13 protein-coding genes are annotated in these 14,672 nt (G+C 63.2%); 10 read left to right on the top strand and 3 right to left on the bottom strand.

Going from position 1 to position 14,672, the window contains the following annotated elements:
* Positions 1 to 24 precede the first annotated feature (24 nt).
* Together EHF33_RS09570 and tsaE are read left to right on the top strand one after the other, a co-directional pair.
* Complete coding sequence (locus EHF33_RS09570) at positions 25 to 2,001, top strand: hypothetical protein (RefSeq protein ID WP_124870561.1); 1,977 nt, start codon at positions 25 to 27, stop codon at positions 1,999 to 2,001.
* Positions 2,002 to 2,071: 70 nt separating this feature from the next.
* Positions 2,072 to 2,500, top strand: coding sequence for a tRNA (adenosine(37)-N6)-threonylcarbamoyltransferase complex ATPase subunit type 1 TsaE (tsaE, locus tag EHF33_RS09565; RefSeq protein ID WP_420889937.1), 429 nt, complete (start codon positions 2,072 to 2,074; stop codon positions 2,498 to 2,500).
* Between the two features lie 18 nt (positions 2,501 to 2,518).
* Here tsaE and EHF33_RS09560 read toward each other — a convergent pair whose 3' ends face one another.
* Positions 2,519 to 2,920 (bottom strand): hypothetical protein, encoded by a 402-nt coding sequence (locus EHF33_RS09560; protein WP_124870558.1) that lies wholly within the window; start codon positions 2,918 to 2,920, stop codon positions 2,519 to 2,521.
* 173 nt (positions 2,921 to 3,093) lie between these two features.
* Here EHF33_RS09560 and EHF33_RS09555 point away from each other — a divergent pair, with 173 nt between their 5' ends.
* Both EHF33_RS09555 and EHF33_RS09550 read left to right on the top strand, forming a co-directional pair.
* Positions 3,094 to 3,627, top strand: a complete 534-nt coding sequence (locus tag EHF33_RS09555) for a hypothetical protein (RefSeq protein WP_124870555.1) — start codon at positions 3,094 to 3,096, stop codon at positions 3,625 to 3,627.
* 77 nt (positions 3,628 to 3,704) lie between these two features.
* Positions 3,705 to 4,382, top strand: coding sequence for an SDR family oxidoreductase (locus tag EHF33_RS09550; protein ID WP_124870553.1), 678 nt, complete (start codon positions 3,705 to 3,707; stop codon positions 4,380 to 4,382).
* 23 nt (positions 4,383 to 4,405) lie between these two features.
* On the opposite strand, the gene EHF33_RS09545 is transcribed toward EHF33_RS09550, so the two are convergent.
* Positions 4,406 to 5,203, bottom strand: coding sequence for a CDP-alcohol phosphatidyltransferase family protein (locus tag EHF33_RS09545; protein ID WP_124870550.1), 798 nt, complete (start codon positions 5,201 to 5,203; stop codon positions 4,406 to 4,408).
* On the bottom strand, positions 5,200 to 5,451 hold the full coding sequence (locus EHF33_RS09540; RefSeq protein ID WP_124870548.1) for a hypothetical protein: 252 nt from the start codon (positions 5,449 to 5,451) through the stop codon (positions 5,200 to 5,202). Before EHF33_RS09540 ends, EHF33_RS09545 begins: the two co-directional genes overlap by 4 nt.
* Positions 5,452 to 5,597: 146 nt before the next feature.
* Between EHF33_RS09540 and EHF33_RS09535 the strand changes: the two genes are divergently transcribed.
* The 6 genes from EHF33_RS09535 to cpdB all read left to right on the top strand — a co-directional run bounded on the left by EHF33_RS09535 (position 5,598) and on the right by cpdB (position 14,642).
* Complete coding sequence (locus EHF33_RS09535; protein ID WP_124870545.1) at positions 5,598 to 5,942, top strand: hypothetical protein; 345 nt, start codon at positions 5,598 to 5,600, stop codon at positions 5,940 to 5,942.
* The gene (locus tag EHF33_RS09530; protein WP_241191124.1) at positions 5,939 to 7,345 is read left to right on the top strand and encodes an MFS transporter; all 1,407 of its coding nucleotides are present in this window, start codon (positions 5,939 to 5,941) and stop codon (positions 7,343 to 7,345) included. The genes EHF33_RS09535 and EHF33_RS09530 overlap by 4 nt, the downstream gene beginning before the upstream one ends.
* Positions 7,346 to 7,822: 477 nt before the next feature.
* Positions 7,823 to 10,117 (top strand): 3-hydroxyacyl-CoA dehydrogenase/enoyl-CoA hydratase family protein, encoded by a 2,295-nt coding sequence (locus EHF33_RS09525; RefSeq protein ID WP_124873048.1) that lies wholly within the window; start codon positions 7,823 to 7,825, stop codon positions 10,115 to 10,117.
* A 45-nt stretch (positions 10,118 to 10,162) separates the two neighbouring features.
* On the top strand, positions 10,163 to 11,386 hold the full coding sequence (locus tag EHF33_RS09520) for an alpha/beta hydrolase (RefSeq protein WP_124870542.1): 1,224 nt from the start codon (positions 10,163 to 10,165) through the stop codon (positions 11,384 to 11,386).
* A complete protein-coding gene (locus tag EHF33_RS09515; RefSeq protein WP_124870539.1) occupies positions 11,379 to 12,599 on the top strand; it encodes a thiolase family protein in 1,221 nt (406 codons plus the stop codon). The genes EHF33_RS09520 and EHF33_RS09515 overlap by 8 nt, the downstream gene beginning before the upstream one ends.
* A gap of 120 nt (positions 12,600 to 12,719) precedes the next feature.
* Positions 12,720 to 14,642 carry a 2',3'-cyclic-nucleotide 2'-phosphodiesterase gene (cpdB, locus tag EHF33_RS09510; RefSeq protein ID WP_124870536.1) on the top strand — a complete coding sequence of 641 codons (1,923 nt, stop codon included), beginning with the start codon at positions 12,720 to 12,722 and terminating at the stop codon, positions 14,640 to 14,642.
* Positions 14,643 to 14,672: the final 30 nt, after the last annotated feature.

Below are 14,672 nucleotides of genomic sequence, written 5' to 3'. Positions count from 1 at the left end.
CGCTGCCTAAGGGAGAAGTGCTAAATGCCTTACCGACAAGCTGTCGCTCAGTTGGGTGATCTCATTTCGGCGCGGGCATTGGAGCGCTTGATCGAAAGCGCCGCCCAAGACCGCTCCATGCGGCCCGAAGAACTCTCCAGCACTCAGTTGGCCGACATCCTCAAGCGCGACGTATTCCGCCGCCTGCAACTGACCGTGCCTGCCTCGCTGGCCAAGCGCCGCATTGAGGAAGTGCTGGCCAACCTTAAGCTCAGCGCGGCGGTGAGTCCGGCACCTTCCAACGCCGTAACAAGAATTGAGCCGCCGTCTCAAAGCCAGCTGGACGGCGCTGCTCAAGCTCCCGAGCCTCAGCAAAGCGGTGCTCAGCCGAACGCCGCTCAAGCCCAGAATCAACTTCACGTCGCCTCATTGGAAGAAAGCCTCAAGGCTTACTCGCTGTATTTCGATTGGCCGGAAGTCAAGCGGCTGCGGGCGCTCAGCGCGGTGCTACGCGGCGAACTCGACGCGGGTAAACCGCTGCCCGATAAGTTGGTGGCCGAGGGTTTAGACCTGCAAGAAGCGCTCTCACGCCGCCTCGCCGAAGCGCTGGTGAGGCAGGAAAGCGACCTCGCCGAGCTGCGGGCCGGATTTGGCCGCGTCGAGGGCGTGGGCGGCCCCAAAGTGCGGCGGCTCAGCGGCCTGCTGCAAAGCATCGAGGACGCCCAAAAAACCGGAGCGCTGCTGCCTTCCGAAGTCGAGCGTGCCCGCAACCTGACGTTGGATCTGCGTAAATTGGTGGCGTCATCGGTGGTGGGTTTGCCCACGGGCGGCGCGGCTCCGCAGGCCAGCGACGACGTGGTGCAGCAAGTCCGCGAACTCGACCGTGCCCACGAAGTCCGGGCGCTGTCTGACCTCAGCCGCGAGTTTGCGCCGCTCATGCGCGTCGAGGAAGGCCTCAACCTCGAGATTCAGGCGGCCAAAGAGCGCTTAGACAGCGGCCACCTGCTCGGCGAAGAGCGTTTCGTACGGCTCAGAAGTGATTTGGAAGCTGCCCAACTCGCCCAACTGGCACAGCAGCAAACCGAACTCAGCGACTTTGAAACGCGGCTCTCCCAGCTCGACTCGGCGCTGCGACCCGCCGAACAGGCCCAACTCGGCGCGGCGGTGGCACGCGGCCTGCTGTCGTCGGGCAGCCTCGCCACCGACGAACTGCGGCTGCTTTCGCGCAGCTTGCCGCTGCTTGAGAGCGGTGACGCGAGCGCTGAGGACGCCTTAGAAAACCAGCGTGAGCTGCTGGAAATCGAGCAAGCCGCCCGCGATTTGCCGGTGATCGAGGGCCTGCAAGGCGATTTGTCACAGGCCGCACAGGCCCTGGAGCGCGGCGAAATGGCCGACCTCTCGGCGCTGTGGGCCGTGATCGACCAGCGCAAAGGCGTAGCGGCGCAGGAACGCGAGGCGCTCGACCTCAGAACGCGGCAGGTGCTCGACGAATATGGCCGCTACCGCCACCTCGCCGGCGACACCATTTCGCATTTGGGCCGCTTGGCCGATACCTTGCGCTCACACCTCAAGCTCGGCAAGCTGTCTGCCGATGGCCGCGCCCACTACATGCAGGTTTTGGGCGACGCCGAAGCGCTGCTGAGCGAGGCCCGCGCCGAGTTTCAAGTGGCCCGCGACCTCACTGCCCAGTTTGGCGAAGAAGCCCTGACGGGCCTGCTCGACGCGCTGGGCCTCGATGAAGAACCGGAACAAGAACTCGTGACGCTGCCGCCGCTGCCTCAGGGCCTCTGGGAACTGCGCGGCGGCACGGTCATGCGCGGAGCGCCCGATCCTCAGGCGTGGTCGCTGGCCCGCTTGAGTGCCCAACTCGCCGAGTTGCCGCTGCCGATTGGCGACGCTGAGGTGCGCCTCGACACGCCGCAGGGCGTCTGGTTGCTGCTGCCGCATTTGGGCGGCCACAGGGCGGCGCAGGGCGCGGACATCGAAGAGGCCAGAGCGAGAATGAGCGACTTTCCAGAGTAAAGGGGGCGAGAAGGGCGAGTGGAGCGGTGAATGAGCAGCGCTTGATTTCTTGAGAATAGGAGCCGCTATCATGCTCTCCATGCAGCCGGGCGACACCCTTTTAATAGAAGATGAAAGCGCTCAGCGGGCCTTTGGGGCCTTGCTCTCGGCGCAGCTCGCTCCGCACACCGTCCTGTTTCTGGAGGGCGAACTCGGCGCGGGCAAAACCACCTTGACGCAGGGCCTGATCGCCGCGCTGGGCTTTGAAGGTCTGGTCAGCAGTCCCACCTACGCCCTGATGCAGCTCTACCCCACGCCGCAGGGCGCGGCGCTGCACGTGGACGCTTACCGCGTGCAGCATGCCCAAGAACTCTACGAAATGGACTTGGAGCGCCTCAGTGAAGAAGCCCGCCTGAGCATCATCGAATGGGGCCAACTTTTTTACGGTGACTTTCCGGAGTCCTGGCTGCTGAAACTGGAGCACGACGAACAGGGGCGGCGAATCACCCGGCTGCGCTGAGGCGGCTTTTGTTTTTCCTCAGCTCAGTCCGCCTCTGGCATAGAGGCCGCCCACTACGAAGGTCAGCAGCACGAACGTCAACGACGCGGCAGTCAGACCAAGGGCATTTTTTGAAGTTTTTTGGGCGCTGCGCTGCGGCAGCCAGTAGAGCAGCATCAGCAGGCCCAGTGCGCCCAGACCGCCAAGGTAGTGCACATACTTTTGCACGATGCCTAGCCCCTGGTCGAGCAGTTTGATGCCGATCAGCGCCTGAACCATCAGCGCGATTTGCAGCACGATCAGCGAGGCGCGTTGCAGCGGGCCAAAATTCTTGAGGACGTACGCGCCGCGCCAGTTGATAACGAGAGCGGCGAGAGCGGCCAGCACCACCAAACCGCCGACGGCGTTGTGAACGAGGGGCTTTACGATAAGTTCATCCATGCCGAGTCTCCTTGAAGTGTTGCAATCTCTGCTTACCTACCGGTAAGTCAACTAATGCCGAGTCTAGGTTAACCCTGACGGCATGTCAACGTCTGCTGCGGCTGGGAAAATGAAATGTTAAAAAAGTGAGCAAGGTAAGCTGGAAGTCAGTTAGAAAGAGCTAAACTCACACTATGAAAGGCTTAGGCTGGCCCCTCCTGTTTGCGCCGCTTCTCTGGGCGTGCGGCACGGCGGCTGGGCCGAGCCTGAGTAGCGCCGGTCTCAGCGGCCCCGCCCTGCAAAACGCGGCGAGTGTGCCGCCGATCAGCGCCGGAGAACTGCTGGCCGCGCCCACCAAGCTGGCCATCGGCGGAATGAAGATCAGCGCCGAGGCCACGCCGTACCTGAGTGCGCTGACGTGCGTGGGCCGGCCCTGTGCCGGCAACTTCGTGGTGCCAGTCACGCTGCGCTCTAGCACCGGCCCGCTCAATACTTTTAAGGTCACGGGCGTTTATGTGATTACCGAGGGGGGGGTGTGGCGCTCCGGTGTCGAATCGCAAGACCGCCGCCACTGCTCGGGCGCGGCCAACTGCTTGCAAGCGGTGGGGCGCGGCAGCGCCAACTTGTCGAGCAGCGACGCCGTGCAGGTCGTGCTGATGTTCCAAGACGCGGCAGGCAAAACCTACAAGCTGCGCGACAGCAAAGCGGTGGTCAGCGGCGGGCAGTAACCAGAGCGCCGCAGCCCCCGCCAATGATGGGCGAGTTCCAAAGAACGCACCACGCTCAAAGGCGCTAGGCTGTGCGCATGGCTAAGCTCAGCGGAACCACTGTAATGCTCACCGGAGCGGGCGGCGCACTGGCGACTGCTATCGCCCAAGAACTCATCGACGCAGGCGCAGAACTCATTTTGGTGGGGCGCGGTGAAGCGCTTAAACGCGCTGAAGACCGCTTTCCCGCCAAAAAAGCCCTCGACCTCGACTTGACCGATCCCGACTGCGTGGACATTCTCAAAAAGCAGCGGGCCGACGTGCTGATTCACACCATCGGTGCATTTAGCGCACAGGACGCCCACAAAGCCAGCGAAAAAGATTATCAAGCGATGTTCGGAGCCAATATGCAGTCGCTGTTTCACGCGGCTCAGGGCGTCTTGCCGCACATGATCAAGCAAAAAGAAGGCATGATTTTGGGCGTCTCAGCAGGGCAAGCCGCCAAGATGAGCGGCCCCGGCGCGGCGCTCTACACCGCCAGCAAAGCGGCAGTGGCGGCTTACCTGCTCAGCATCCACGACGAACTCAAAGCCAAAGGCGTGACCACCCTGACCCTTTACCCGATGGGCGCAATCGACACCTCCTCCAACCGCGAGTCGGGCCTGACTTGGGAAGCCACCATCGACCCGCGTGCGTTGGCGCAGACCCTCGCCCACGCCATCACCCGCCCGGCGCGGGCGCACATGACCGAACTCAAGGTGTATCCAGAACTCTAAACCGTTCGTCAAAAAAGAAGCGCTTACTGCCGGCTCAGGGCCACTTGCCGCTCGCGCCAGACCTGAGCGGTCAGCAGCGCGGCGGCCTGTACCGCCAGCGACGGCGCGTACCAGTGCGGGCGTTTGAGCAGGGTCAATGCGCCCAGCAGCAGCAGTTGGCTGCTCAGCCCCAAGTTGGCGCTGAGCGTCAGGGCAGCGAGCGGCGTATACGCTTGGCGGTCTTGCGGGGTGGGCTGAGGGCCGGCCACCGAGCGCAACCGAGCTTCAAACAAGCGGCTGAGCATCTGCTCCTGCGGTACGAAGTACAGCGCATAGAATTTTTCCAGTGCTGCCAGCACCGCCGGATTGTCGCCTTGCTGCGCCGCTGGGGCGCGGAAAGTTTCGCCTCTGGCGGCGCGGTAATCGCGCTCCCACAGGTAATCGGTGCTGAGAATCAGGCTCAGCAGCAGCGTGGCACTGGGGCCGATCAGGGGGCCGTGTAGGGCTGTGAGCAGCGCCAAATTGCCCAGCACGTCCATTTCGCTGTCGAGGTAGCGCCCGCTGAGGGTGGTCTGATCGGTGGCGCGGGCAAGTTGGCCGTCGAAGTTGTCGAGAACGGTTTTGAGTTGCAGCAGCAGTGCCGGAGCCAGCCAAGCGCCGCGCCGCAGCCCAGCGGCGGCCAGCAGCGTCAGGCCGGTGTGAAACAGCACCACCTGGGTGGGCCTCAACTTGGTGCGGGCGGCGGGAGCCACCAATAGTTGCGCTAGAGGCCGGAAGATTCGCTCGGCAGCCCACTCGTCGGCGGGGCGGGCCTTGCGGGTTTGGGCGAGACCGGGGGTCATGCGGGCTTGGAGGCGACTTTGGCGGTGGAGTTGGCGGCGGTGGGTAGCGCGGCCAAAAACACTACTAGCGCCGCGCCCAGCGCTTCTAGAATGCCGCGCGGGTAAGCTGTCAACAGGTGACTTAGCAGTACCCCTTCTAACGCGCTGAGCGCCCGCATCCAGGTGGGGGCGGCGGGGTTGAGGCTGGCGAACGCGCCCAGCGCCAAAGCCCCCAGCACGGCGGCCAGCAGCCACAGCAAAATTTTCAAAAGGAGCGTGAGCGCTTTCACGGACGGGTTTGCTCGGCAATCATGGCGGGCATTCTAGCGACGTGAGGTTGGAACGCGGTGAAAAAGTGTATGGCCGCGCAAGGTCGCCGCCATTTGGCAGGCCCGCCCTGTTTTACACTCAGGCTATGTTTGCCTCTTCCCCGCCCAGTTTGCCCGCCCGCGTGCGCGTGTCGCGCTTGCCGTTGCCGCCCGCTCCAGCTGTACAGCTGCGGCTTAAAACCCTCTTTGCTGCTCAGCCCGGTTTGCCCCTTTCACAGCTCATGGCGGGCACGGTGGCGGTGGCCGGAGGCAAAGTCATCGGCGCGGCGCTGAGCTGGCCGGGCGCGGAGGGTCAGCTACAGTGCGGCCTGGAACTCGAAAGCGGCTGGCGCGGGCGCGGTATCGAAGAAGCGCTGCTCGGGTTGCTGACGCCTGACCAATCCATAACCGAGCAGCCCACAGCTGACCGACCCAGAACTGAGCAGCTGTGAGCGCCACCGACTTGTCCGCTTCGCTCAATCCGTTTGCTCCGGCGCGTCGCTCGCTGAGTATCGGGCTGCTGCTGGGCGTGCTGCTGATCGCCTTCGAGTCGCTGGCGGTGGCCACCGCACTGCCGGAAGTGGCCCGTGAACTTCATGGCCTCAAGCTCTACGGCTGGCCGCTGAGCGCTTTTTTTATGGGCTTTATGGTCGGCACGGTGGGGCTGGGTGCGCTGGCTGACCGCGACGGGCCGTTCGTGCCGGTGTTGATCGCGCTGCTGCTGTTCGCTGCTGGCCTCGGCGTGGCGGGACTCTCCCCCAGCATGGCGGTGCTAATCGGCGGCCGCATTTTGCAGGGGCTGGGCGGCGGTGCCATCGTGTCGGTGGCGTACTTGGTCATCAACACCGCTTACCCTGACGCTATGCGGGCCAGAATGCTGGCGCTGCTGAGTAGCGCCTGGGTGCTGCCCGCGCTGCTCGGCCCGGCTCTGGCGAGCTACGTGACGGGGCGCTGGTCGTGGCGTGGGGTGTTCTTGGGGTTGCTGCCGCTGGTCATCTTGGCTGCTGGGTTGCTGCTGCCTACCCTCCGCACCTTGAGGGGCGCGGGCACGCCGCTGAGCCGCACTCGCCTGTGGGCAGTGGTGTTGGCCGCGATTGGCGTCACGCTGGGGCTGGCGGGCATCACCGAGTTGGGGCAGGGCAAATGGCTGGGCGGCTTGCTGCTGCTGCCGGGGCTGGGGCTGGCTCTGCCGGCGCTGGGCCGCCTCTTTCCGGCCCGCATGCTGGCTCTCGGTACGCCGCTGAGCGCGGGGTACGCGGTGCGGTTTTTGCTGGCCTTCGCTTTTTTTGGCAGCGAGTCGATTTTGCCGCTGGGCTTGGCGGAGCTTCGCGGCCTGACGCTGCTGCAAGCCGGGCTGTTCTTGACGGGCGGAGCGCTGATCTGGTCGGCCACCAGTTTGATTCATTCGCGCTTTGACGAGCGCACGCAGGGCCAGCGGCGCTCCTCGGTGGTGCGGCTCGGCTCGCTGGCGATCGGCAGCGGCCTGTTGGGCCTACTTGCCGCGCTGGTCTTTCCCGCTTTGCCGATTGCGTTGGGGGTCTTTTTCTGGATTTTGGCGGCGTTTGGCATGGGTCTGGCCTTTCCGGCACATGTTTTGGTGGTCATGCAGCACGCGCCCAGCGGGCAACAAGGCGAAGTCAGCGGCACGCTGCAACTCGCCGACATGCTCGGCAGCGCTCTGGGTGCGGGCCTCGGCGGAGCGCTGGTGGCGGCCCTCGGCGCGGCGGGCGGCGTGCCCTGGCAACTCGGCTTGACCTTCGGACTGGCTTTCTTCACCGCTGTGGTGGCGGGGCGGCTGCGCGGGCAAAGCGGAGCAGGCACAGCAACTTCTGAGGGCGACCTTGCCCATGACTGAAGCACTTCAGTCTGTGCCGCATTACCATCTCAACTCGCCCGCCTCAGTGCGCCAGAGGATTGGCTTGCTCGGCGTGTTCGTTCACGGTGAATGAGACAGCCCGCAACTGGCTGACTTCAATTGGAATCTTTGAAGCAGCATGGGCCAAGCGCGGTGGCGTTCAGCTTTGCTAAGCCGTTTGAGCGGGCCGAACCAACCGCTCCTGTCTGCCCTCACCCTAAGACTCGCCTCCCGTCACCTTCCGAGCGGGCTGTTAAACTTGCCTTCATAACGACTGAAAGGCTTCCGATTGTGCCTGCACATCTGGACAAGTACCAGCCCGTGCCCTAAACTTTGAACTGAGTATAAAATTATCTATTTGTCCCGTTCTCGCCTCAGGAGGTACTTTCCGTGACTGCCACTCAAACCCCACCGACTGCCCAGCATCAACCCCAGCCCTCTCCCATTCAGAAGGCCGCCGTGATCGGCGCGGGCGTAATGGGCGCGGCAATTGCTGCCCAACTGACCAACGCGGGTATTCCGGTGGTGCTGCTCGATATCGTGTTGCCGGATAAGCCTGACCGCAACTTTCTGGCCAAAGCAGGCATCGAACGCGCTCTGAAAGCCAGCCCCGCCGCTTTCATGGCCCCTGAGAACGCCAAGCTGATCACGGTGGGCAACTTGGAAGACGACCTCGCCAAAATCAAAGACGCCGACTGGATTATCGAAGCGATCATCGAGAAGCTGGACGCCAAGCACGATCTCTGGGAGAAAGTGGAGAAGGTCGCCAAGAAAACGGCCATCATCTCCAGCAACTCCAGCGGCATTCCAATGCATCTTCAAGTGGAAGGCCGTTCGGACGACTTCAAGAGCCGTTTCGTGGGGGCGCACTTCTTCAACCCGCCGCGCTACCTGCACCTCCTGGAAGTCATTCCCACCGACCAGACCAGCCCGGAAGTGATTCGCGCCTTCTCCGAATTTGCCGATCACACGCTGGGCAAAGGCGTGGTCGTCGCCAACGACGTGCCGGGCTTCGTGGGCAACCGCATCGGCGTTTACGGCATGGTGCGGGCCATGAAACGGATGGAAGAAAACGGCCTGACCCCCGCCGTGGTCGATCAGCTGACCGGCCCGGCGATTGGCCGCCCCAAGAGCGCGACGTTTCGCACCGCCGATCTGTCGGGCCTGGACATCATCTATCACGTCGCCAATGACATCGGCAAGGTGACGGGCGACGACGAGGACTTTACCCTGACTGACACCTTCAAGAAACTGGTGGAAGACAAGAAGTGGCTGGGCGACAAGACCGGAAGTGGGTTCTACAAGAAAACCAAAGATGAGCGCGGCAAGACCAAGATTCTGACGCTGAATCTGGACAATCTGGAGTACGAAGACCAAGCACCAGTCAAGATCGGTGTGCTGGACGCCCTCAAAGGCAAGCCGCTGAATGATCGCGTCAAGGGCCTCTACGAAGTGGAAGGCAAAGAAGGCGACTTCATGCGCGGCGTGATGAACGACGGCTTCTGGTACGCCGCCAAGATGGCCGGAACCGTGTCGGGGCAACTTCAGGACATCGACAACGCGCTGAAATGGGGCTTCGGCTGGGAGCAGGGGCCGTTCGAGACGATGGACGCGCTGGGTGTGCAAACCGTCATCGGCAATCTGGAGAAAGAGGGCCGCCGCCTGCCGCCGCTGCTCCAGAAGATGAAAGACGAGGGCCGCGATAAGTTTTACAACGGCGCTGAAATCGTGGACGCCAAAGGTGAAATGCAGCCCTACGCCGCGCCGTATTTGATTCTCAGCGACCTCAAAAAAGACGCCAGCAAGGTCGTCAAGAAGACCGGTGGCGCGAGCTTGGTTGACCTGGGTGACGGCGTGCTGCTGCTCGAATTCCACTCCAAGATGAATGCGCTGGGTGAGGACGCCATTCGGATGATCGGCACGGCGCACAAAACCGTGCAGGAGATGGGCTACGCCGGACTGGTTGTCGGCAATCAGGGCGAGAACTTCAGTGCGGGCGCGAATTTGCCGCTGATTTTGTCGCAGGCCCAGGACGAGGAGTGGGACGAACTCGACGCGGCCATCAAGCTGTTTCAGCAGGCCACGACCAGCCTGAGATTCTCGCCGCATCCCGTCGTGGTGGCTCCCTTTAACCTCACGCTGGGCGGCGGCACCGAGATGGCCCTGCACGCCGACGCCGTGACCGCCAGCGCCGAAACGTACATGGGCCTCGTCGAAGTCGGCGTGGGCCTGATTCCCGGCGGCGGCGGCACCAAAGAAATGCTGCTGCGCTTCACTGACCAAACCTTGCCGGGTCAGCCGCTCCTCCCCGCCGTGCAACGCGCCTTTGAGCTGATCGGCACCGCCAAAGTCAGCACCAGCGCTCAGGACGCTCGCAAACTCGGTTTCCTGCGCAAGAGCGACGAAACGGTGATGAACCGCGACAACTTGCTGGCCGAGGCCAAGCGCAAGGTGCTGGAACTCGCTCCCGGCTACGTGCAGCCCGCCATGCGGATGGACATTCCGGTGATGGGTGAAGCGGCGATTGGCGCGATCAAGAGCGCCCTCTACGGTTTGGTGGAAGGCGGCTATGCCAGCAAGTATGACCGCGAAGTGTCGCTGCAACTGGCCAACATTTTGGCAGGCGGCGCGACCAACAATCGTCAAGCCCGCGTAACTGAGCAGCAACTCCTTGACCTGGAACGTGAGGCCTTTTTGACGCTGGCCGGGAAGAAGGGCACGCAAGACCGGATCGCACACATGCTCAAGACCGGCAAGCCGCTGCGGAACTAAAACGGCGTCGGTTCACACCTCTGTCCACTTTGGAGATACTTCCCCATGACCCCCACCCCCAAATCTTCCTTCCCCGTCTTCGCCCGCGTGCTGCTGGGCGTGGGCCTCGGCGCGGCGGCCACACTCGGCACCGGCTGGTACTTTGCCGACGGTCTGGTGCGGGCGCGGCCTGTCAAGCGGCCCGTTTACAAGACCCGCGTGCTGGCCGTATCGCGCGAGAACCACGAGACGATGATTCAGCTCACCCGCAATTACGCCACTGCCCGCGCCGGGGCCGTCACACTCGACTGGGACGCTGAGGACGGCGGCTCGCTGCTGGGGCCAGTGGTGGAGGGCGGCTCCAAGTGGGTCAAGCGGCCCCTGCTGCGCGGAGGACAGTACCTCAGGCCGGGTTTGGCGGTGCGGCCCAGTTCGGTGGGCCTCGGCAACCCAGCGGGGCGCGGGCTGATCTTCGACAATCTGGTGCTCAGCGGCGAGCACGGCCCGCTTCCGGCCTGGTTCGTGCCGGGCAAGGAAGGCGCAATCGGGGCCAACCCCCAGCAAGACTGGGTCATCATCATGCACGGCTATCAGGGCCTGCGCCAAGACGCCCTGCGCTTTTTGCCGACCTATCACGACTTTGGCCTGAGCAGCTTGGTGGTCACTTACCGCAACGCGCACGGTGCGGGCCGCACGCCGCAGGGCGTCTACCGGCTCAGCGCCGAGGAGTGGGAAGACCTGGAAGTGGCGGTGCAATATGCCCGCGACCACGGAGCCAAGCGGATTGTATTGATGGGCCTGAGCATGGGCGGCAGCATCACGCTGGCGTTCATGCGGCGCAGCAAACTGGCCCAGTATGTCAACGCGGTGGTGCTCGATTCGCCCGCCCTAGAGTGGCGCGAACTGATCAAGCATTTTGCCGTCCGGCTGCGGCTTCCGGTGTTCCTTGCGCCCATCGTGGAGAAGCTGACCACCCTCAAGAGCGGCCAGGATTTCGACGCGGTCGATCACCTCAGCCACGCCCACGTCTATGACCGCCACATGCTGATCTTTCATGGCAGCGCCGACGACACCGTGCCCGTTTCGCAGCTCGACCGCCTGTTCGAGGCCCGGCCCGATTTGATCGAGTACGTGCGGGTGGAAGGCGCAGAACACCTCCGAAACTGGAATATGGATATAGAGAATTACGAGCGCCGCCTGCGCCAGTATCTCAGCCGGATGCTGGGGCCGCTTGAAGCTCAACACTCTGAAATAAATACCCCTTCTCAAAAGGAGAATCCCAATGTCTAACCCCACTGCCAATCCTGCGCGTGAAGCCGTGATCGTTTCCGCCGTCCGCACCGCCGTTGGGCGCGGCGTTAAAGGCACCCTCGCTAACACCCGCCCCGACGATCTGGCCGCGCTGGTCATGAAAGAAGCGCTGGCCCGCGTCGGCGTTGATCCCGCCATCGTGGAGGACGTGATCTTCGGTTGCGCCATTCCCGAGGCCGAACAAGGGCTCAACATTGCCCGCCTCGCCGCGCTGCAAGCTGGATTTCCCGATTCGGTGGGCGGCGTGACCGTCAACCGCTTTTGCTCATCGGGCCTGCAAACGGTGGCGATGGCGGCGGCGGCTATTCAGGCCGGACACTTCGACGTGATCTTGGCGGGCGGCGTGGAGAGCATGAGCATGGTGCCGATGAGCGGCCACAACCCCAGCCCCAACCTGAGCCTCGTCGACAAGCGCCCGGAAGCCTACATCAACATGGGCCTGACCGCTGAGAACGTGGCCGCCCAGTACAACGTCAGCAAGGAAGATCAGGACGCCTTCGCGGTGCGCAGCCACCAGCGGGCCGCCGCCGCGCAGGACGCGGGCAAATTCAAAGACGAGATCGTGCCGGTGCCGGTGCGCGTAGACAAGGTCAAGGGAACAAAGATCACTTCCGAAACCGTGATGTACGCCGACGACGAACTGATTCGCCGCGACACCACCTTGGAGGGCCTCGCCAAGCTGCGCCCCGCCTTCAAGATGGGCGGCTCGGTGACGGCGGGCAACGCTTCGCCCTTCTCGGACGGAGCCTCGGCGCTGCTGCTGATGAGCCGAGAGAAGGCCGACGAGCTGGGCCTGAAGCCGCTGGCCAAGTTCATCGGCTTCACGGTGGCGGGCGTTGGGCCGGAAGTGATGGGCATCGGGCCAGTCGAGGCCGTGCCGAAGGTCTTGAAGCAAAACGGGCTGACCCTGGCGGACATGGACCTGATCGAACTCAACGAAGCGTTCGCGGCCCAGAGTCTGGCTGTCATTCGCACGCTGGGCATCAACGAGGAGATCACCAACGTCAACGGCGGGGCGATTGCGCTGGGCCACCCGCTCGGCTGCTCGGGGGCCAAGCTGACCACCACCGCCATTCACGAACTGCGGCGGCGCGGCGGCGGCAAAGCGCTGATCACCATGTGCATCGGCGGCGGCATGGGCGCGGCGGGGATCATCGAAGTGTATCCGGCGGAAGGGCAGGCGGCGGACTGAGCGCCAGTTTCAAACTTCAGTAAGCGTGTGTCCCCCGGTGAAAGCTGGGGGCGCGTTTTTTTGCTTAGCAGGCCAAGTATCTTACGCCAAGCTGACCATTACGGGAGTATAACGGGGAGGATGAAACCCTTAGTTCTTCTTACTCTGGCCCTCGGCAGCCTTGCCAGCGCCCAGAACGTCGATCCCACGCCCACTGTCGAGCTGCGGATTCTGGAAACCACCGATCTGCACACCTCCGCGCTCGGCTACGACTACTACCAGGACAAGCCCACTGGCGAGTTCGGCTTCGAGTACACCGCCACGCTGATCGAAAATGCCAAGAAAGAAAAGCGCAACACGCTGCTCTACGACAACGGCGACCTTATTCAGGGCAATCCGCTGGGCGATTACGTGGCCCGCGTCGATCCGCTCAAGCCCGGCGAAATGCACCCGATGCACGCGGCCATGAAGCTGCTCGGCTACGACGCGGGCAACCTCGGCAACCACGAATTCAATTACGGCCTTCCCTTCCTCCAGCAGGTGATGGCGGCGGCTCCCATGCCGATGGTCAACGCCAACGTCTACATCGATGACGGCGACAACAACCCCGACAACGACAAGAACGCCTTTACGCCCTACCTGATTCAGCGCAAGATCGTGTATGACGCTCAGGGCCGCCCGCAGGTGCTCAACGTGGGGGTGATCGGCTTGCTGCCGCCGCAGATCATGCAGTGGGACAAGACCAACCTCGACGGTAAGGTCACGACCCGCGACATCGTGGAGACGGCCAAAAAATTCGTGCCAATGATGAAAGCTCAGGGGGCCGACATCATCATCGCGATTGCCCACAGCGGCATCAACGCCGACTACGTGCCGGGGCAGGAAAATGCGGCCACCGAACTCACCAAAGTCGGCGGTATCGACGTGGTGCTCAGCGGCCACAGCCACCAGGAATTTCCGGGGCCGGTCTACAAGGATATTCCCGGCGCGGACATCACCAAGGGCACCATTAATGGCAAAGCCGTCGTGATGGCCGGATTCTGGGGCAACGATCTGGGCATCATTGACCTCAAATTGCAAAAAGTGGCGGGCGTCTGGAAGGTTCAGGATACCCAGTCGGCGCTGCGCCCGATCTGGGACAAGGTGGCCAAAGTCAATCTGGTCAAACCCGACCCGCGCATCGCTCTGGCGGTCAAGGCGGCCAACGAAGGCACGCTGGCTTATGTGCGCGGCAAGGTGGCCGACCTCTCAGCCCCCATCAACTCGTACTGGGCGCTGGTGCAAGACGACCCCAGCGTGCAGCTCGTCGCCAGTGCCCAGATCGCCTACGTCAAGGCGGCTTTGGCGGGCGGCAAGTACGCCGACTTACCAGTGCTGTCGGCGGCGGCTCCCTTCAAAGCGGGCGGACGCGCCGGAGCGAGCTACTACACCGATATTCCGGCGGGCACGCTGGCGATCAAGAACGTGGCCGATCTGTATGTTTATCCCAACACGGTGCAGGCCGTGCTGGTCACGGGAGCACAGGTGCAGGAGTGGCTGGAGCGCTCAGCGGCCCAATTCAAGCAGATCGATCCCAAGAACACCGCGCCGCAAGACCTCGTCGAGACCAGCTTTCCCACCTATAACTTCGATGTCATCGACGGCGTGACCTACCAGATCGACGTCAGCCAGCCCAGCCGCTACGACGTGGGCGGCAAGCTGGCCAATCCCGGCGCTCACCGCATCAAGGAGCTGATGTTCGGGGGCAAGCCGATTGACCCCGCCGCGCAGTTCGTGGTCGCCACCAACAACTACCGCGCTTCTGGCGGTGGTAACTTCCCCGGCCTCGACGGCAAGAACATCATCTTGCAGGCTCCCGACGAAACCCGTGAAGCCCTCGTCCAGTACTTCCAGGCGCAGAAGACCGTCAACCCCACCGCCGACAACAACTGGAAACTGACGCCGCTGCCGGGCGTGAGCCTGCTTTACGCCACCGGCCCCAACGCCCAGAAATTCCTGCCCGCCAACGCCACCTTGCAAAAAATGCAGGACGACGGTTTCGCCCAGTACGTGATCAAGTTCTAGACCTCTGAACACGTAAAAAACCGGCCATTC

Origin of the sequence: Deinococcus psychrotolerans (assembly GCF_003860465.1) — a bacterium.
GTDB classification, from domain to species: Bacteria; Deinococcota; Deinococci; order Deinococcales; family Deinococcaceae; genus Deinococcus; species Deinococcus psychrotolerans.
The sequence above is the reverse complement of the archived record's forward strand: the minus strand, read 5'-3'. Positions and strand labels throughout refer to the sequence as shown.

Coding starts and splice junctions, on each gene's coding strand:
- EHF33_RS09525 (WP_124873048.1), top strand. CDS start 7,823: ATGGGCGCGGCAATTGCTGCCCAACTGACCAACGCGGGTATTCCGGTG.
- EHF33_RS09570 (WP_124870561.1), top strand. CDS start 25: ATGCCTTACCGACAAGCTGTCGCTCAGTTGGGTGATCTCATTTCGGCG.
- tsaE (WP_420889937.1), top strand. CDS start 2,072: ATGCTCTCCATGCAGCCGGGCGACACCCTTTTAATAGAAGATGAAAGC.
- EHF33_RS09535 (WP_124870545.1), top strand. CDS start 5,598: ATGTTTGCCTCTTCCCCGCCCAGTTTGCCCGCCCGCGTGCGCGTGTCG.
- EHF33_RS09515 (WP_124870539.1), top strand. CDS start 11,379: ATGTCTAACCCCACTGCCAATCCTGCGCGTGAAGCCGTGATCGTTTCC.
- EHF33_RS09520 (WP_124870542.1), top strand. CDS start 10,163: ATGACCCCCACCCCCAAATCTTCCTTCCCCGTCTTCGCCCGCGTGCTG.
- EHF33_RS09545 (WP_124870550.1), bottom strand. CDS start 5,203: ATGACCCCCGGTCTCGCCCAAACCCGCAAGGCCCGCCCCGCCGACGAG.
- EHF33_RS09560 (WP_124870558.1), bottom strand. CDS start 2,920: ATGGATGAACTTATCGTAAAGCCCCTCGTTCACAACGCCGTCGGCGGT.
- EHF33_RS09550 (WP_124870553.1), top strand. CDS start 3,705: ATGGCTAAGCTCAGCGGAACCACTGTAATGCTCACCGGAGCGGGCGGC.
- cpdB (WP_124870536.1), top strand. CDS start 12,720: ATGAAACCCTTAGTTCTTCTTACTCTGGCCCTCGGCAGCCTTGCCAGC.
- EHF33_RS09555 (WP_124870555.1), top strand. CDS start 3,094: ATGAAAGGCTTAGGCTGGCCCCTCCTGTTTGCGCCGCTTCTCTGGGCG.